This is a genomic window from Pseudomonas sp. TH31 (assembly GCF_016650815.1).
In the GTDB taxonomy this organism is placed as follows: Bacteria; Pseudomonadota; Gammaproteobacteria; order Pseudomonadales; family Pseudomonadaceae; genus Aquipseudomonas.
In genome coordinates this window covers 323,932-340,855 of sequence record NZ_JAEKEZ010000029.1, presented here as the reverse complement: position 1 = coordinate 340,855, position 16,924 = coordinate 323,932, and the positions used below count along the sequence as shown (strand labels likewise).

The following is a 16,924-nucleotide window of genomic DNA, read 5'->3' as shown; positions in this document are numbered from 1 at the left end:
GCATCAGGTGCCTTCCTTGCCTAACCAGCGATAAGTCACCCCGCCCACCACCGCACCGAGCAACGGCGCGACCCAGAACATCCACAATTGTGCGATGGCCCAGCCGCCGACGATCAGCGCCGGGCCGGTGCTGCGGGCCGGGTTGACCGAGGTGTTGGTGACGGGAATCGAGATCAGGTGGATCAATGTCAGGGCCAGGCCGATAGCGATCGGTGCCAGTCCCGCCGGGGCGCGTTTGTCGGTGGCACCGAGGATGATCAGCACGAACATCGCGGTCATCACCAGTTCACAGACAAAACCTGTGGCCATCGAGTACTTGCCGGGTGAGTGCTCGCCGTAGCCGTTGGAGGCCAGCCCCGCCGACAGATCGAAGCCTTCCTTGCCGCTCGCGATGTAGTAGAGCAATGCCGCAGCGATGATCCCGCCAATCACTTGGGCGATGATGTAGGCGGGCAGTTCACGGGCGGGGAATCGACCACCGACGAACAACCCGACCGAGACAGCGGGGTTGAGATGACAACCGGAAATATGACCGATGGCGAAAGCCATGGTCAGTACCGTCAGGCCAAACGCCAGGGCCACCCCCAGCACCCCGATGCCAAGCGGAGAAGACGCGGCCAGCACCGCACTGCCACAACCTCCCAACACCAGCCAGAACGTACCTAACAACTCAGTAACTGAACGTTTGAACAGAGACATGAGAGCGTCCTTGATAGTTGCCCTATCGAGACTGTAACGAGTTATGCATCCTGCAGATTTACGACAGGCTCATCTCCAGAACCTTGGCTGAGTACAGCAGGCTTTTAGCGGAAATCCAGCAGGCGATAAAAAACCGCCAGAGCCCGTGATTAGTGGGTTGTGGCGGTTTCTGGAGTTTTTTGGGGGCGGCTGGCGCCAAGATCGCAGCCTTCGGCAGCTCCTGCATTGGATCGGTGTACACCTGTAGGAGCTGCCGAAGGCTGCGATCTTTTGATCTTCAGGTCTTAGTCAATCCCGACAAACCCACCTGTCTGGTGCTGCCACAACCGCGCATACAACCCGCCGTGGGCCAGCAGTTCGGCATGGGTGCCGGTTTCGGCGATCTTGCCGTTTTCCAGTACCACCAACCGGTCCATACGGGCGATGGTCGAGAGTCGGTGGGCGATGGCGATCACGGTTTTGCCCTGCATCAGGGTTTCCAGGCTTTCCTGGATGGCCGCTTCGACTTCCGAGTCCAGCGCCGAGGTGGCCTCGTCCATGATCAGGATCGGCGCGTCCTTGAGCAGCACCCGGGCGATAGCGATCCGCTGGCGCTGGCCGCCGGAAAGTTTCACCCCTCGCTCACCGACATGCGCATCGAAACCGCTGCGGCCCTCGGCGTCCGAGAGCAACGGGATGAACTCGTCAGCCGGGCCTTGTGCACCGCTTCCCAGAGTTCGGCGTCGGTGGCGTCGGGCCTGCCGTAAAGCAGGTTGTCGCGAATCGAGCGATGCAGCAGCGAGGTGTCCTGGGTGATCATGCCGATGCGTTCGCGCAGGCTTTCCTGACCGACCTCGGCGATGTTCTGACCATCGATGAGAATCCGCCCGCCCTCGACGTCATAGAGCCGTAGCAGCAGATTCACCAGGGTCGATTTGCCGGCACCGGACGGCCCGATCAGACCGATTTTTTCACCCGGTTTGATGGTCAGATTGAGGCCGCCGATGATGCCTTTCTTCTTGCCATAGTGGAAATCCACTTGCTCGAAACGCACCTCGCCACTCGCCACTGCCAGCGGTTTGGCCTGCTCGCGGTCGGTGATGCTGACCGGTTGGGCGATGGTCTGCAAACCGTCCTGGACCATGCCGATGTTTTCGAAGATGCCGGTGACCACCCACATGATCCAGCCGGACATGTTGACGATGCGGATCACCAGGCCTGTGGCCAGGGCAATCGCGCCCACCGAGATCAGTGACTGGCTCCACAGCCACAAGGCCAGGCCGGTGGTGGCGACGATCAGCAGGCCGTTCATGCTGGTGATAGCCACGTCCATGCTGGTGACCACGCGGCCGGCCAACTGGGCTTTTTCGGTCTGCTCCTTGATGGCTTCCTTGGCGTACTGCTGTTCAAAATTGGTGTGGGCGAACAGCTTCAGGGTGGTGATGTTGGTGTAGCCATCGACGATCCGGCCCATGAGTTTGGAGCGTGCATCGGACGACTGTACCGAACGGTCCTTGACCCGTGGCACGAAGTAATAAAGGGCACCGATGAAGCCCGCGATCCAGGTGATCAGCGGGATCATCAGACGCCAGTCGGCTTCGGCAAACAGCACCAGTGCGCTGATGGCGTAGATCAGCACATGCCACAGGGCGTCCACGGTTTGTACGGCCGAGTCGCGCAGGGCGTTGCCGGTTTGCATGATGCGCTGGGCAATGCGCCCGGCGAAGTCGTTCTGGAAGAAATTCAGGCTCTGTTTGAGTACGTAGCGATGGTTCTGCCAGAGAATCAGGCTGGTCATGCCCGGGGTCAGGGTCTGATGCACCAGCAGGTCGTGCAGACCGAAGAAAATCGGCCGCAGGATCAGGGTTACCACCACCATCCAGGTCAGTTCGAGCGCGTGGTCCTGGAAGAAATTGGGATTCGGCGTGCCCTGCGCCAGGTCGATGATGCGGCTCAAATAGTTGAACAGCGCGACTTCGATCAACGAGGCAAACAGGCCGACGACCAGCAGGGCGGCGAAACTCGGCCAGACCTGCTTCAGGTAATAAGTATAGAAGGGGAGAACCCGATCCGGCGGAGCCGCCGTCGGTGCTTCGCGGAAGATGTCGATCAGTCTTTCAAAACGGCGATAAAGCATGGGTTCTCCGCCCGCACTGGGGCTCTCCTTTGAACAGTGTGAGCGGTGCCGCAAGCGACAGCCGCTCAAAACATCCCAGGATGCTTAGTTGATGACTTTGGCCGATTTGATGAACACTGGATCGGCCGGCACATCTTTCATGCCGCTTTTGGTGGTGGTCTGGGCGTTGACGATGACGTCCACCACATCCATGCCTTTGACCACTTTGCCGAATACGGCATAGCCGTCGCCGCTGTCGAGGAAGTCGTTGTCCTTGACGTTGACGAAGAACTGGCTGGTGGCCGAATCCGGATCGGAAGTGCGGGCCATGGACAGCGTGCCACGGACGTTATGCAAACCGTTCTTGGACTCGTTCTTGATCGGCGCCTTGGTTTCTTTTTGCTGCATTTGTTGAGTGAAACCGCCGCCCTGGATCATGAAGCCCGGGATCACACGGTGGAAAATCGTGTTGTTGTAGAAGCCGCTGTTGACGTAATCCAGAAAATTCTTGGTACTGATCGGCGCCTTGACCGGGTCCAGTTCGATTTCGATGGTGCCGTTGGTGGTGACCAACTCAACGTGCGGCGCCTTGGCAGGCGTTGCAGCCATCAGGTTGGCGGCAAACAGTACGGAGCCGGCGACGAGGGCGATTTTTTCAACATGGGTCAGTGATCCTGAGTAGTGGTGTCGACTGCGGTGAGAAACTCGAGCAGGGTTTGGTTAAAGCGTTCGGGTTGATCCAGCGGGGTGGCGTGGCGCGAATCGGCGATCACCACCAGCCGCGCATCGGGCAGCAGTTTTACATAGGTTTCTTTCAGCGCTACCGGCGTGTAGTCGCGGTCGGCGCTGACGATCAGGGTTGGACAGGTCACATTGGAAAGTCGTTCCTGAACCCCCAGCCAACGATCGCGTCGAAGCTGGCGAGATAAGCATGTTTGTCGTTTTTTGCCCAGCGCTCGGCCATTTTTTGTCGCAAGTCGGCCTGCTCCGGTTTGGGGAACAGCTTGCCACCCAAGGCCTTGCCGATGGTGCCGAGGCTGAGTGCACGCATCAGGCTCCAGCGCTTGAACCACTGCCAGTAATCGTCGCGGCTGCGCAGTTTGACCTCGGGTGCGCTGTTGACGATGCACAGGCTCTTGAGCAATTGCGGCTGATCGGTGGCCAGTTGAAAACCGATCATGCCGCCCATGGACAGGCCCACGTAATGGGTCGGGCCGAGGTTCAGGTGTTCCATCAGTGCAATCAGGTCGGCGCTGAACCCGGCGATGCTGTAGCGCTCGCGAGGTTTGTCCGAGCGGCCGTGGCCGCGCACGTCCGGGACGATCACCCGGTAGTGGGCGGACAACGCCGGGATCTGCATTTCCCAGTCCAGGGTGCTGGAGCCCAGCCCGTGGACCAACAGCAGCGCAGTGCCGTGGCCGTATTCCTCATAGTGCAGGTTGCAACCTTCATGTTCGAAATAGGCCATCGGTACACTCCATGTCAGGCTTGTTCTGGGGCCGCGAACGGTGCATCCAGCGGCGCGGTGTCGAAGGTGCGCAGCAGTTCGATGAGTATCTGCGTCGCCGGGCCCAAGGGTTTGTCCTTGTTCGAGTACAGGTAAAAACTCGGGTTGCGGCTGCCGCCCTGGTCCAACGGTAGCAGCTTGAGCGTGCCTTCCTTCAATTCCCGTTCGATCATGTGCCGAGGCAACCAGGCAAAACCCAGCCCGCTGCCGACAAACGTGGCGGCGGTGGCCAGGCTGCCGACGGTCCAGCGCTGTTCGGCGCCGAGCCAGCCGACGTCCCGTGGCTGCTGGCGGCCGGAGTCGCGGATGACCACTTGCATCTGGGTTTCCAGGTCCTGGAAGTTGATTTCGCGGTTCAGGCGATGCAGCGGGTGTTCGGGGTGGGCGACGGCGACAAACTCCACGTCACTCAACTCCGCGCCGAGGTAGCCGGGAATACTCAGCCCGGTGATGGCCAGGTCGGCCACGCCTTCGAGCAGGACCTCTTCCACCCCCGACAACACTTCTTCACGCAAGCGCACCCGGCAGCCACGGCTTTGCGGCATGAACGCGGTCAAGGCGCGGACGAGGCGGGCGCTCGGGTAAGCGGCGTCGACCACCAGCCGCACTTCCGCTTCCCAGCCTTGTTCCATATGGTGGGCCAGGTCTTCCAGTTGGCTGGCCTGTTTCACCAGCTGCCGGGAGCGACGCAGCAACACACCACCTGCTTCGGTAAGCACCGCTTTGCGGCCGTCGATGCGCAACAGCGGCACGCCGAGCTGGTCCTGCATGCGCGCCACGGTGTAGCTCACCGAGGATTGCGAGCGGTGCAGCGCTTCGGCGGCCTGGGCGAAACCGCCGTGGTCGACCACGGCCTGCAATGTTCGCCATTGATCAAGGGTCACGCGGGGCGCTTTCATGATGAGCTCCTCTTGTCCTAAGCTGGCAGTCCTTATTGGAGACTGCCGAATGAAAAAATTCTGTTGTGTGATGTCGGGTTGTGCGCTGCTGGCGATGTTGCCGCTGACGGCGTTTGCCTATCCGATCGATGTTCAGAAAACACTCAATGGCTTGAGCATCGACTACAACTCGTATGACACCGATAGCGACATCGCCTCCATTCAGGTCAACAACTTCGGCACCACCGACGCGCTCTGTAAGGTGGTGTTCAACAATGGCCCGGAATCACCGCGCACTCGCAATATCGAAGTGCCTGCCGGCAAGCACACCAACGCTACCGCCAAGTTCACCCGGTCCATTATCAAGATGCGCATCACCCTGACCTGTACCCCAAAATGACGTCCGGCGGAGCAAGCCCGCTGGGCATGCTCCGCTTATAAACGAATTTATCGATGCTTTATAGCAGTTATTTGCGCTTTTTCATCGATATAACTCTGTTTAATCTCCACTCCATCGACTTACAGCATTCTCAGATGGAGGCTACATCCCATGTCCCGCGTTCTGATCATCGAAAGCAGCGCCCGTCAGCAAGACTCGGTTTCCCGTCAACTGACCCGGACCTTCATCAGCCAATGGAAAGCCGCACACCCGGCCGACCAGATCACCGTTCGTGACCTGGCCGTCAACCCGGTGCCGCACCTCGACATCAACTTGCTGGGCGGCTGGATGAAACCTGCCGAACAACGCAACGACATCGAACAGGCGTCCCTGGATCGCTCCAACCAGCTGACCGACGAATTGCTGGCCGCTGACGTGCTGGTCATGGCTGCGCCGATGTACAACTTTGCGATCCCTAGCACCCTTAAAGCCTGGCTCGACCACGTGCTGCGTGCCGGCGTGACCTTCAAGTACACCGACACCGGCCCGCAAGGCCTGCTCACCGGCAAACGTGCCTACGTGCTGACCGCTCGCGGCGGGATCTACGCCGGCGGCCCGGCGGATCACCAGGAACCGTACCTGCGCCAGGTGATGGGCTTCGTCGGTATCCACGACGTGACCTTCATTCACGCCGAAGGCATGAACCTGGGCGGCGACTTCCAGGAGAAGGGCCTGAACCAGGCCAACGCCAAGCTTTCCCAAGTGGCTTGAGGCTTTAATCGCCAGATAATCCCTGGATGTTCAAGTGACCTGGCGCAACCCCTTCAAGGCTTTACGCGCATCGAACCTCCCTTTGCACTTGTTGCTCCTGAGTGTGTAGCCCGATTGAACGCTTTAGCGAGATCGGGCTTTTTTTGCCCGGGATTTCTCTGGTTCACCCGTTCCCCTGTAGGAGCTGCCGAAGGCTGCGATCTTTTGATCTTTTAAAAGATCGCAGCCTCGTTTCACTCGACAGCTCCTACAGGGGATTTGTGTGATTCGCAGAGAAGCGCAAAACCCGCTATCGTCGCCGCCATTCGAAACGAGGCGAGCATGGGCTATCTACTTTTTGTCACGCTGATCCAGGCGTTTTCCTTCAGTTTGATCGGCGAATACCTGGCCGGTCATGTCGACAGCTATTTCGCGGTGCTGGTACGTGTGCTGCTCGCGGGGCTGGTGTTCATTCCCCTGACGCGCTGGCGGTCGGTCGAACCGGCCTTTATGCGCGGCATGTTGCTGATCGGCGCATTGCAGTTCGGCGTGACCTACGTCTGCCTGTACCTGAGCTTTCGGGTGCTGACGGTGCCGGAAGTGTTGCTGTTCACCATCCTCACGCCGCTGCACGTGACGTTGATCGAGGATGCGCTGAACCGCCGCTTCAATCCGTGGGCATTGGTCGCGGCGCTGGTGGCGGTGCTGGGCGCAGCGGTGATTCGCTACGACCGGATCAACCCGGACTTCTTCATGGGCTTCCTGCTGCTGCAACTGGCCAACTTCACCTACGCCGCCGGGCAGGTGCTTTATAAGCATCTGGTGGCCCGTCACCCGAGTGATCTGCCGCATTACCGGCGGTTTGGCTACTTCTACCTCGGCGCATTGGCGGTGGCGTTGCCGGCGTTCCTGCTGTTCGGCAAACAGAACTTCCTGCCTGAAGCGCCACTGCAATGGGGCGTGCTGGTGTTCCTCGGACTGGTGTCGACGGCGCTTGGGTTGTACTGGTGGAACAAAGGCGCGTGCCTGGTCAATGGCGGGACGCTGGCGGTGATGAACAACCTGCACGTGCCGGTGGGGTTGCTGATTAATTTGCTGATCTGGAACCAGCATGAGGAACTGGGGCGGTTGTTCCTCGGCGGGTCGGTGATTTTGATGGCGGTGTGGATCAGTCGGTTGGGCGTCAGGCAAAACGCGAAACTCGCGTAGGAGCTGCCGCAGGCTGCGATCTTTTGATTTTAAAGATCAAAAGATCGCAGCCTGCGGCAGCGCCTGCAAAAGAATGTGTGGTCAAGGAGTTATTCACCGTGAAAGTTGACCTTCCACAGGATCTGTTCGCAGCCATCGAGCAGGTCTACAAGCCTGCCGGCATGGCGTTAACAGATGAAGTCCGGCGTGAACGGGAGAGTGGCGAGTACTGCGCCTGTCGTTTTGGACTCGATGGCCAGGTGATTGTCTTTCGCGTGGCGAAAACTACGCCGACCAAGATTGGCCAGTTCGTCACGCTCTGGAAGCGGCCGACGCCGGCCAGCGAGATTGCACCGCTCGACACCGCTGATGGCGTGGCCTTTGTGGTGGTGAGCGTTGCTGATGCAACGCACCGAGGACAGTTTGTGTTTGACCGCAAGGTATTGGCGGCAAAAGGGGTCATGTCGATTGACGGTGAAGGTGGTAAGCGCGCGATTCGCGTTTATCCGCCCTGGGTCAAACCCGTCGCCAAACAGGCGATCAGGACGCAGCAATGGCAGCTCAAGTATTTCCTTGCGCTTGACCAAAGCGGTAGTGCCGACGCCGTTGAAGTGCGCCGACTCTTTGGGCTGAACACAAAACCCCTGTAGGCGCTGCCGAAGGCTGCGATCTTTTGATGTTGTTCTTAAAAGCAAGATCAAAAGATCGCAGCCTTCGGCAGCGCCTACAGGGGATTTTGGTGCTACATGATGTGTTTTTCCGGCTCGGGAATATGGCTCGCCCCGAGAACCGCCGGCAGCAATCCGGACCTTAGATCCCCACCACTCGGCTGCTGATACAAACTCAACCCAAACTCCGGCAGCACCGCCAGCAGGTAATCGAAAATATCCCCCTGGATCCGCTCGTAATCGGCCCATGCGGTGGTGCGGGTGAAACAGTAGATTTCCAGCGGGATGCCTTGGGCGGTGGTCTGCATCTGGCGGACCATGCAGGTCATGTTCGGCTGGATTTGCGGGTGGCTTTTCAAATACGCCAGTGCATAGGCGCGGAAGGTCCCGATGTTGGTCATCCGCCGGCGGTTGGCCGACATGGCCGCGACATTGCCCTGGGCTTCGTTCCAGGCCTTGAGTTCAGCCTGTTTGCGGCTGATGTAGTCGGTCAGCAGGTGCACCTGGACCAGTTTCGACTCTTCGTCATCGCGCACAAACCGCACGCCGCTGGCGTCGATGAACAGGCTGCGCTTGATCCGTCGTCCGCCGGACTGCTGCATGCCGCGCCAGTTCTTGAACGACTCGGACATCAGGCGCCAGGTCGGGATCGACACAATCGTCTTGTCGAAATTCTGCACTTTGACCGTGTGCAGCGTGATGTCCACCACGTCACCGTCGGCGCCGACTTGCGGCATTTCGATCCAGTCACCGACTCGCAGCATGTCGTTGCTGGTCAGTTGCACGCTGGCGACAAACGACAACATCGTGTCCTTGTAGACCAACAGGATCACCGCCGACATCGCACCGAGACCCGAGAGCAGCAACAGCGGCGAACGGTCGATCAACGTGGCGACGATGATGATGGCGCCCAGCACGTACAAGACCATTTTCGTCAGTTGCACGTAGCCTTTGATCGAGCGGGTACGGGCGTGTTCGGTGCGGGCGTAGATGTCCAGCAGGGCATTGAGCAGGGCGCAGACCGCTAAAAGCAGGAACAGGATGGTGAACGCCAGCGCCACATTGCCGAGAAAGATCAGGCTGGGTTTGCTCAGCTCCGGCACCAGGTACAGGCCGAACTGGATCACCAGCGACGGCGTCATTTGCGCCAGCCGATGAAAGACCTTGTTGTGCCGCAGGTCGTTGATCCAGTGCAGCGCCGGCTGGCGGCCGAGCATTTTGGTGGCGTGGAGAATGAGGTAGCGCGCCACTCGTCCGAGGACCAGTGCCCCCACCAAAAGCAGGATCAGCGCCAGGCTGGAATGCAGGAGCGGGTGCTGGTCGAGGGCGCCCCAAAGGTCTTGGGCGTTGAGCCAGAGCTGTTTCATATCCATGGGCAAAAACGATTCTTCTGTAGGTTGCGACGGGGCGATTAGAGCATTTAAGACGTTGCGGATGACGTTAGTGGACAAACCAGGCAACAAAAAAGCCACTGTTTACTGTCGATTGCATAAAGAAACTCGGCCTCGGCGCTCGAAACCGTTACCCTATGCAGCTGTTTTTTTGTATTTCTTCGAGGTAGCACCCGTGTTTTCCCAATTCGCCCTGCACGAACGCCTGCTCAAAGCCGTGGCCGAGCTTAAATTTGTCGAGCCAACGCCAGTGCAAGCAGCGGCTATTCCGCTGGCGCTCCAAGGGCGTGACCTGCGGGTGACAGCGCAAACCGGTAGCGGCAAGACCGCTGCTTTCGTTTTGCCGATCCTCAACCGTCTGATCGGCCCGGCGAAAGTCCGCGTCAGCATCAAGACCCTGATCCTGCTGCCAACCCGCGAGTTGGCCCAGCAGACCATCAAGGAAGTCGAGCGCTTCGCCCAGTACACGTTCATCAAGTCCGGCCTGATCACCGGCGGTGAAGACTTCAAGGTCCAGGCCGCCATGCTGCGCAAGGTGCCGGACATCCTGATCGGTACGCCGGGCCGGATGATCGAGCAACTGAACGCCGGCAACCTCGACTTGAAAGAAGTCGAAGTGCTGGTGCTCGACGAAGCCGACCGCATGCTCGACATGGGCTTTGCCGAAGACGTGCAACGTCTGGTGGAAGAGTGCACCAACCGTCAGCAGACCATGCTGTTCTCCGCCACCACCGGCGGTTCGGGCTTGCGCGAGATGGTCGCCAAAATCCTGAACAACCCTGAGCACTTGCAGCTCAACAACGTCAGCGACCTGAACGCGACCACCCGTCAGCAGATCATCACCGCTGACCACAACCAGCACAAAGAACAGATCGTGAACTGGCTGTTGGCCAACGAGACCTATCAGAAGGCCATCGTGTTCACCAACACCTGGGCCATGGCCGACCGCATCTACGGCCGCCTGGTGGCGCAGGATTACAAAGCGTTCGTGCTGCACGGTGAAAAGGACCAGAAGGACCGCAAACTGGCGATCGACCGCCTGAAACAGGGCGGCGTGAAAATCCTGGTGGCCACCGACGTTGCCGCTCGCGGCCTCGACGTGGACGGCCTGGACCTGGTGATCAACTTCGACATGCCGCGCAGCGGCGACGAATACGTTCACCGCATCGGTCGTACCGGGCGTGCCGGCAACGATGGCCTGGCCATCTCGCTGATCTGCCACGGCGACTGGAACCTGATGTCGAGCGTCGAGCGCTACCTCAAGCAAAGCTTCGAGCGCCGCACCATCAAGGAAGTCAAAGGCACCTACGGCGGACCGAAAAAGGTCAAGGCCTCGGGCAAAGCCGTTGGCGTGAAGAAGAAAAAGTCGACGCCAAAGGCGACAAGAAGAAAACCGGTGCCAAGGCACCGACCAAGCGCAAGATCGCCAACCGCCCGAAGACCGACGCGCTGTCGCTGGTCAGCAAGGACGGCATGGCGCCGCTCAAGCGCCGCAAGCCGGAAGCGCCTGCTGCTGAATAACGCAGCGTAGCGCTCCAATAAAAAACCCGGACAATGTCCGGGTTTTTTATTGGTCAGCGTTTGTCAGCTCCCCAACAGCCCACTGGTATCTGCATCGAAGCGTTGCCTGGCCTGATCAGCCGCTGGCTTGAGCCGGGCGAGCAGGCTGGCTTCGCTGTACAGCTGAGTGACCGCCAGCTCCTTGGGCGTCGGCTCAATCGGGATCAGCACGTCTTCACTGTCTGCATGCAGCCAGATCGCGACCAGGTGAACGGCCGAAACAAACAGCACCCGCAGTTCAACAGTTTTACCCTGCAGTTGCGGCGATTGCTCTGCCAGTTTCAACGCAGCGACCGTGGCGGCCGCCATGGCCCCGTGGTTCAGCGAGGAAAACTCGACGTGGCCGCGGACTTCCGCCAGTTGTGCATCGGCAATCGTCACGCCACCGGAAAACACCAGGTAATGCCAATCGCCAACCTTGGCGTCTTTCAGGCCTTTACCCTGGGTCAGGTCCTCCAGGCTGAGCGAGTAGCCGCGGTAGGCTTCGCTGAGGCTGATTTTGCTGGTCGTCGCGCTGGCGAACTGGCGATTGATGCCGAAGCCTTGGGTTTGCAGGGCGGCTTGAAGCGCCGGACGCAGTGTCTGCACGCCGTTGGAAGGCGCTTTTGGATAAGTCAGTTGCATGATGTGCCCTCCTAGTTTTTACGGGTGAAGTAAGTGTTGGTCCAGTTGCCGCCACCGTTGTACGAACCGGGGAATGCGTTCAGTGCACGGGTCGAGTAACCGTAGATGGAATCCGCGATCAGCAGGTAGTTGCCATTGGTGCCATAGATCGTCAGAAAGTGCGCACCGCCGCCGTACCAGGCACAGCGCAAACTGATCGGTCGGCCCATGTTGATCTGGTTTTCGATGGCCGACAGCTGCAGCGAACCTTGATTCATGCCGTTGAAACTGCGCGTGATCGTCAGGGCTGAATCCAGATAGCCGTAAACGTTGCACGGCCCCGGTTGATTGCAGCAGTTGCGGTCCAGCGCGGCGGTGGCAACGCCGCATTGGGTCCAGGACCCGGTGCCGTAATAGTTGCCGACCGAGGCGGAAACGGCCGCCCAGCACCAGTTGGTCTGGGTTTGTTTCTGCATCGTGAAGTTGAGGCTGGCAGCGGCCGACGCCTTGAGCGGTGCAGCCGATTCGACGTCGGACAATTGCGGGTTAAGCAGGTGACCGGTCAGGCACCTTGGCAGTGTCTCCCCGGTGAGTTGCGTTGCTTCAATGGTTAACATTTTTCAATCCTCCATGAGTGAAAACAAGCGTCCAGCTTGTGGGTTTGTAGCGGTGTTGCTGAGCGATCGGCGTGTGCGTTTTGCCCTGTTTGATGGCCGCTCCGATCCGGGCTCGAGGTAACCTTAGGTATGGATATGCATTTGTGCAAATAATGAAATGCACTAATGCAAATTCCAGAACAAAAGATCGCAGCCTTCGGCAGCTCCTACGGGGATCGGGTACGGCCAGATTTATCGGGCGAACACAAAATCCGTAGGAGCTGCCGAAGGCTGCGATCTCTGATCTTGTTTTTAACCCTCAGCCTTCTTATCCGCCGCATCCAGTTCCTTCAAACGCTGATCGATCAACTGGCACTTGTCCGGCAGATCCGCGCTGGCCGTGCCCAAGTCCATCTTCTGCAACTCATCGTTGATCTCCTTGGCCTTCTTCGGATTCTGTTCAGTGAGCTTGGCCACTTCCTGGGCCAGTTGTTCGCGCTTGGCGGTGGCTTCTTCGGGCGTGCAAGCCCAAGCGGGCAGGGCGCAGACGAGGGTGGCGGCGAGGGTGAGTTTCATCAGGATTTTCATAGGACGGGCCTCAGTTCCGGTTAAGGCGGGTTATCCGGTTGAGAGCCCAAGGATGGGAAAAGTTCACTGATAGCAACGTTCACCGCATTATCAACTCCCCATCCGTCGTCTCCCTGCTGTTTTGAACACAGATCCAGTATTGCGGCGGGGGATTGCTTTGATAATGCGTTAGTATCCGGACGACTTGTTAAGGAACCCATACATAATGCGAGGCAGTGAATACGCCCAGCTTCGGGCCTTTGTCGCGGTGGTCGAGCACGGCAGTTTCGTGCGGGCGGCGGCTCATCTGGGCATGTCGGCGTCGGCACTGAGCCAGACAATCCGTCAACTGGAGGAGCGTCTGGACGTGCGCCTGCTCAACCGCACCACTCGCAGTGTTTCGCCCAGCGATGCCGGCGCGCGGTTGCTGCTGCGGCTGCAGCCGGCGCTCAATGAGGTGGACGCGGCATTGGCCGGCGTCACGCAAGCACCGGGCACGCCGCCCAGCGGGCGCCTGCGCATCAACGCGCCACGGGTTGCCGCGATTCATTACCTGGCGCCACTGATTGGCCCGTTCTTGAATACCTATCCTGGCGTGAGCCTCGACATCGTTACCGACGAGCGCCTGGTGGATATGGTGGCCGGCGGTTTTGACGTCGGCATCCGGCTTGGCGAAAGTCTTGATCAGGACATGATCGCCATGGAGCTGAGCGGACACCTCGAAATGATGGTCGTGGCCTCACCGGCGTACATCGAGCAATTCGGCACGCCGCATACGCCTGACGATTTGAGCGAGCACCAGTGCCTGTCCTATCGCTGGCCCTCCGACGGCAGCCTGTATCGCTGGGAGTTCGAGCGTGCAGGCGAACGGCTCGCGATCTCGGTCAACGGCCCGCTGGTGGTCACCGAGCCGGAAATGCTCACCCGCGTCGCGCTTGAAGGTGCGGGCATCGCGTACCTGTTCGAGCATCAGGTTCGAGAGCACATCAGCGCTGGCCGGTTGGTCCATCTGCTTCAGGACTGGACGCCAGCCTTTCCGGGTTTTTACCTGTACTACCCAAGTCAGCGGCAAATGGCCCCGGCGCTGCGGGCGTTTCTGGATTTTGTGAAGAAGCCTTTGCGGCCGGATTCTTGATACTTGCTATAGCGGTGTATCAGTCGCCATCGAATTTAAAGGGTGGCCAGTCATCGCGAGCAGGCTCGCTCCCACAGGGCATCACATTCCAGTGCTCGATCTCCCGAGCTTATCCCCCATGACAGCAGCTAGAGGGCGATTTGTCTTCATACCGATCGTGATGCCTCACCCACTCCAGACCTTCCTTGGCGAAAAATATCTCGCGAACGCTTGGCCGTGAACAGAGTCTCTCCAGGGGGATAGCGGTAGCTCCCTGATTCGCGCGCCATCGATTCTTTCCCGCTCCACTTAAATTAGCGCCTTGTGGGGTTCTACCGGTTCTTCAAGACATATCCTTCGCTTGTTTGATGTCGCGCCTTTCAGGTTCGAAGATGGGAAAACTGGACGAGGGCGTAGCGAGGCTGTCGCCGATTTTGTTATCGCATCACGCTTCGCGGGTTTGCCACCTGGCAGCGTAGTGCTGCGATCACAAAAACGGCACTTGCGGGCGCAGCTTGGTCAGCGTTGACCACCAAAACACCCATCCCAATACGTGAATGCGCTGTGCATCGATTTGCTCGGCGCGGAAAATCTCGTCCGGGTATTCGGCCCTGTTGTGGCTGCGCAAGCGCAATGCATTGCCCGGCACCCGGTGCAGGTATTTGATCCGTACCATGCCGTCATGCTCGATGGCATAAATCGCCCCATCGACAATCTGCGTAAACCCGCGGTCAATGGCCAGGATAGAACCGTCTTCGATGCGCTCGGCCATGCTGTTGCCGATCATGTGCGCGCAGATGGCGTCCGTGTATTTGATTTCCAGGGAGTCCAGGTAACTGCGGGGCAGGCGCAGGGAATGGCAGCTGTCCACAACGACTTTGGTTGTACTGGCGCCCGCTACAGTGGGGGTTTCCTGGTAGAAAGGTAATTCGACGTCGGTGGGTTCATTAACCTTGTAGACGCCGTTGATGTCCCTGGCATTGAGCACGTTGCCGGACTCATCGAGTCGCTGCAGGTGCCTGGACGCTTTCGGGCCTTCACCGGTTTTTAGCCATTCGCTGTTGACAGACAGAAGCCTGGCAACTTCTTCCATGCGATAGGCGGGTACGCCGCGGCTGTACCAGTTATGGACGTATGGCGCTGCCTTGCCAAAGACGGCGGCAAATTCTGTCGTCGTTACTTCGGCTGTATCGAGAAGCGCTTTAAATCGTGCACCGCATGCTTTTTTATTCATGGCCCCAAGTTTACTGGGGTGTGGAATATTTTAAGTAAACGCTATGTTTAAATAAAATGGTCGAACCGAGTACGAGCGTGAGATTATTTATGGCTTAAATAAACGCGATTAAACATTTTGTTTAATTTATAAACATTTTGTTTGGAGTTGTTTCAAGGTGCCGTCCAAAAATAAGCATCATCCCCAGGCCATGATCTGCTCTGCCTACTCCCACTGGGAACGTCAGATGAACGGCTGCCATCGGCGTCGGTCACACGCTATGAAAGCCATCTTTTTCACGGGCAATGGAGGTTGATCGGATGACCACTTATAACTGGGATTTGATTGAACGCTTGCTGCACGAAGTGCAGAACGGTGCAGGTAGCTTCACCCCCCGGCCCTACGCCGAGCAGTACGCGGCGGAAAAAGCATCGGAAGGCGAGCAGACTGAAAACCTGGACCACCTGAAAGCGGTGGCCGGCGAGTACGAAAAGTTACTGCTGGAACGCGGTTATATCGAACCTCGGCCGGAAGAGCAGGGCGGCACCGGTTCGAACTACATTTTGACGCCGCGGGGCTCGAGTTTGTTGAGCCTGATCGACAGCAGCATTCCGGGTAATGACCATCCGCGGCAGGTGTTGGATGAGCAGCAGGATGCGCTGGATGAGGTGACGTTTGATGAGGTGGCGTCGAAGGCGCAGATTGCCTGATTTCCTGCAAACAGCAAAAGATCGCAGCCTTCGGCAGCGCCTACAGGTGTACATAAAAACACTGTAGGCGCTGCCGAAGGCTGCGATCTTTTGATCTTGTTTTTACCCCTGCTGCATCGCCTTCAAGCATTTCAAATCAGTGAAGTCCTTCCTCACTCCATCAATCTTTTTCAGCAACCGCTGACGCTGGGCCGGTGTGCTTTCAGTCATCAAATCCACCAGCAACCCCCGCGCCTGAGCCTCGGTGTTGGCGTAAGCCTGGCGGTAATCCGCTGTCCACAAACTCTCACGATTGACCAGAAGTGTCTCGATCCGCTGTGGGAATTCGGGACTGTGGCGCTGCGCAACGGCTGCACTGAACTGCTTTTGCCAATGGGCGCGGTTGGCGATCCATTGCTGATTCTGGTCACCCAAGGCGTTCGACCAGGCCACAACCCGTTGCTGCTGAGTGGGGCTGAGCGGGCCGAGCCAGTCGTTCAGGCGTTTGTCCATGCGCACGCCACGTTCCTTGATTTGCTGGTCGAGCGACGGCTTGAGGTATTCCTCCTGGCGTTTGCGCTGGTCCTTGGCGAAGGCATCGTTCATCTGCGCCACCTGCTGGTCATCCAGCCCCTGCAGCAACTCGATGGCGGATGGGGTTATTTCCCGGGCGGTCTGGGCGATGGCTTGTTTGGCTTCCTGGGTGCGGGCCTGTAGCGCTTCGTCGGTGACTTGATTGGTCTCGACCATGGCCTGCAAACGGTCCAGCCAATCCAGGTAGCCCGGCAGTTGCGTGGTGCAGTGCCAACTCAGGTGTTCCCTGAGGCGCTCGTTGAACCAGCCTTTTTGCTCGCCGTTCATGTCCAGGTAGTCGCTGAGCGTCCACGGAATGATCACGTCGAGATTGCGGTAAGCCAGCCCCACGCGGCTGCACGCGCCAAGGGCGAGGGTGATGGTGATGAGGACGGCGATGCGTTTAAACCAGCGCGACATGGGCGAGTCCTTGCGAAGGCCTGGCTTCTTTGAA

At 58.8% G+C, this 16,924-nt stretch carries 15 protein-coding genes and 3 pseudogenes; 7 read left to right on the top strand and 11 right to left on the bottom strand.

What is annotated here, in order from left to right:
• Positions 1–3 precede the first annotated feature (3 nt).
• The 5 genes and pseudogenes from aqpZ to JFV26_RS20935 form a co-directional block, all read right to left on the bottom strand.
• Positions 4–699, bottom strand: coding sequence for an aquaporin Z (aqpZ, locus tag JFV26_RS20955; protein WP_201195160.1), 696 nt, complete (start codon positions 697–699; stop codon positions 4–6).
• A 284-nt stretch (positions 700–983) separates the two neighbouring features.
• Positions 984–2,815 (bottom strand): annotated as a pseudogene (locus tag JFV26_RS20950) (ABC transporter ATP-binding protein).
• A gap of 84 nt (positions 2,816–2,899) precedes the next feature.
• Positions 2,900–3,403, bottom strand: coding sequence for a peptidylprolyl isomerase (locus JFV26_RS20945; RefSeq protein WP_201195158.1), 504 nt, complete (start codon positions 3,401–3,403; stop codon positions 2,900–2,902).
• A gap of 56 nt (positions 3,404–3,459) precedes the next feature.
• Positions 3,460–4,262, bottom strand: a pseudogene (locus JFV26_RS20940) (alpha/beta fold hydrolase).
• Between the two features lie 14 nt (positions 4,263–4,276).
• Positions 4,277–5,200, bottom strand: coding sequence for a LysR family transcriptional regulator (locus tag JFV26_RS20935; protein WP_201195155.1), 924 nt, complete (start codon positions 5,198–5,200; stop codon positions 4,277–4,279).
• A gap of 49 nt (positions 5,201–5,249) precedes the next feature.
• Here JFV26_RS20935 and JFV26_RS20930 point away from each other — a divergent pair, with 49 nt between their 5' ends.
• The 4 genes from JFV26_RS20930 (at position 5,250) to JFV26_RS20915 (ending at position 8,146) form a co-directional block, all read left to right on the top strand.
• On the top strand, positions 5,250–5,579 hold the full coding sequence (locus JFV26_RS20930; protein ID WP_201195153.1) for a 3-phosphoglycerate kinase: 330 nt from the start codon (positions 5,250–5,252) through the stop codon (positions 5,577–5,579).
• A gap of 150 nt (positions 5,580–5,729) precedes the next feature.
• Positions 5,730–6,329, top strand: coding sequence for an FMN-dependent NADH-azoreductase (locus tag JFV26_RS20925; protein ID WP_201195151.1), 600 nt, complete (start codon positions 5,730–5,732; stop codon positions 6,327–6,329).
• Between the two features lie 321 nt (positions 6,330–6,650).
• A complete protein-coding gene (locus JFV26_RS20920; RefSeq protein ID WP_201195149.1) occupies positions 6,651–7,517 on the top strand; it encodes a carboxylate/amino acid/amine transporter in 867 nt (288 codons plus the stop codon).
• Positions 7,472–8,146 carry a MepB family protein gene (locus JFV26_RS20915; protein ID WP_342215471.1) on the top strand — a complete coding sequence of 225 codons (675 nt, stop codon included), beginning with the start codon at positions 7,472–7,474 and terminating at the stop codon, positions 8,144–8,146. The genes JFV26_RS20920 and JFV26_RS20915 overlap by 46 nt, the downstream gene beginning before the upstream one ends.
• A gap of 92 nt (positions 8,147–8,238) precedes the next feature.
• Here the strand turns inward: JFV26_RS20915 and JFV26_RS20910 are convergent, their stop codons facing one another.
• Positions 8,239–9,537, bottom strand: coding sequence for a mechanosensitive ion channel family protein (locus tag JFV26_RS20910; protein WP_201195147.1), 1,299 nt, complete (start codon positions 9,535–9,537; stop codon positions 8,239–8,241).
• 193 nt (positions 9,538–9,730) lie between these two features.
• Here JFV26_RS20910 and JFV26_RS20905 point away from each other — a divergent pair.
• Positions 9,731–11,076, top strand: a pseudogene (locus tag JFV26_RS20905) (DEAD/DEAH box helicase).
• 63 nt (positions 11,077–11,139) lie between these two features.
• Here JFV26_RS20905 and JFV26_RS20900 read toward each other — a convergent pair.
• The 3 genes from JFV26_RS20900 to JFV26_RS20890 form a co-directional block, all read right to left on the bottom strand.
• On the bottom strand, positions 11,140–11,739 hold the full coding sequence (locus JFV26_RS20900) for a hypothetical protein (RefSeq protein ID WP_201195145.1): 600 nt from the start codon (positions 11,737–11,739) through the stop codon (positions 11,140–11,142).
• A gap of 11 nt (positions 11,740–11,750) precedes the next feature.
• Entirely contained in the window at positions 11,751–12,335 is a 585-nt protein-coding gene (locus tag JFV26_RS20895; RefSeq protein ID WP_201195143.1) for a papain-like cysteine protease family protein, read from the bottom strand.
• Positions 12,336–12,626: 291 nt separating this feature from the next.
• Positions 12,627–12,902 (bottom strand): hypothetical protein, encoded by a 276-nt coding sequence (locus tag JFV26_RS20890; RefSeq protein WP_201195141.1) that lies wholly within the window; start codon positions 12,900–12,902, stop codon positions 12,627–12,629.
• Positions 12,903–13,107: 205 nt separating this feature from the next.
• Here JFV26_RS20890 and JFV26_RS20885 point away from each other — a divergent pair, with 205 nt between their 5' ends.
• Entirely contained in the window at positions 13,108–14,016 is a 909-nt protein-coding gene (locus JFV26_RS20885; RefSeq protein ID WP_201195139.1) for a LysR family transcriptional regulator, read from the top strand.
• A 466-nt stretch (positions 14,017–14,482) separates the two neighbouring features.
• On the opposite strand, the gene JFV26_RS20880 is transcribed toward JFV26_RS20885, so the two are convergent.
• Positions 14,483–15,229 (bottom strand): helix-turn-helix transcriptional regulator, encoded by a 747-nt coding sequence (locus JFV26_RS20880; protein WP_201195137.1) that lies wholly within the window; start codon positions 15,227–15,229, stop codon positions 14,483–14,485.
• Positions 15,230–15,528: 299 nt separating this feature from the next.
• Here JFV26_RS20880 and JFV26_RS20875 point away from each other — a divergent pair, with 299 nt between their 5' ends.
• Positions 15,529–15,918: a transcriptional regulator gene (locus JFV26_RS20875; protein ID WP_201195135.1), complete on the top strand. Its 390-nt coding sequence runs from the start codon at positions 15,529–15,531 to the stop codon at positions 15,916–15,918.
• A 102-nt stretch (positions 15,919–16,020) separates the two neighbouring features.
• On the opposite strand, the gene JFV26_RS20870 is transcribed toward JFV26_RS20875, so the two are convergent.
• Positions 16,021–16,890 (bottom strand): DUF6279 family lipoprotein, encoded by an 870-nt coding sequence (locus tag JFV26_RS20870; RefSeq protein WP_201195133.1) that lies wholly within the window; start codon positions 16,888–16,890, stop codon positions 16,021–16,023.
• Positions 16,891–16,924 lie beyond the last annotated feature (34 nt).

Excerpts from the sequence above, each read along its gene's own strand:
- aqpZ (WP_201195160.1), bottom strand. The coding sequence starts at position 699 with ATGTCTCTGTTCAAACGTTCAGTTACTGAGTTGTTAGGTACGTTCTGG.
- JFV26_RS20945 (WP_201195158.1), bottom strand. The coding sequence starts at position 3,403 with ATGGCTGCAACGCCTGCCAAGGCGCCGCACGTTGAGTTGGTCACCACC.
- JFV26_RS20935 (WP_201195155.1), bottom strand. The coding sequence starts at position 5,200 with ATGAAAGCGCCCCGCGTGACCCTTGATCAATGGCGAACATTGCAGGCC.
- JFV26_RS20930 (WP_201195153.1), top strand. The coding sequence starts at position 5,250 with ATGAAAAAATTCTGTTGTGTGATGTCGGGTTGTGCGCTGCTGGCGATG.
- JFV26_RS20925 (WP_201195151.1), top strand. The coding sequence starts at position 5,730 with ATGTCCCGCGTTCTGATCATCGAAAGCAGCGCCCGTCAGCAAGACTCG.
- JFV26_RS20920 (WP_201195149.1), top strand. The coding sequence starts at position 6,651 with ATGGGCTATCTACTTTTTGTCACGCTGATCCAGGCGTTTTCCTTCAGT.
- JFV26_RS20910 (WP_201195147.1), bottom strand. The coding sequence starts at position 9,537 with ATGGATATGAAACAGCTCTGGCTCAACGCCCAAGACCTTTGGGGCGCC.
- JFV26_RS20900 (WP_201195145.1), bottom strand. The coding sequence starts at position 11,739 with ATGCAACTGACTTATCCAAAAGCGCCTTCCAACGGCGTGCAGACACTG.
- JFV26_RS20895 (WP_201195143.1), bottom strand. The coding sequence starts at position 12,335 with ATGTTAACCATTGAAGCAACGCAACTCACCGGGGAGACACTGCCAAGG.
- JFV26_RS20890 (WP_201195141.1), bottom strand. The coding sequence starts at position 12,902 with ATGAAAATCCTGATGAAACTCACCCTCGCCGCCACCCTCGTCTGCGCC.
- JFV26_RS20885 (WP_201195139.1), top strand. The coding sequence starts at position 13,108 with ATGCGAGGCAGTGAATACGCCCAGCTTCGGGCCTTTGTCGCGGTGGTC.
- JFV26_RS20880 (WP_201195137.1), bottom strand. The coding sequence starts at position 15,229 with ATGAATAAAAAAGCATGCGGTGCACGATTTAAAGCGCTTCTCGATACA.
- JFV26_RS20875 (WP_201195135.1), top strand. The coding sequence starts at position 15,529 with ATGACCACTTATAACTGGGATTTGATTGAACGCTTGCTGCACGAAGTG.
- JFV26_RS20870 (WP_201195133.1), bottom strand. The coding sequence starts at position 16,890 with ATGTCGCGCTGGTTTAAACGCATCGCCGTCCTCATCACCATCACCCTC.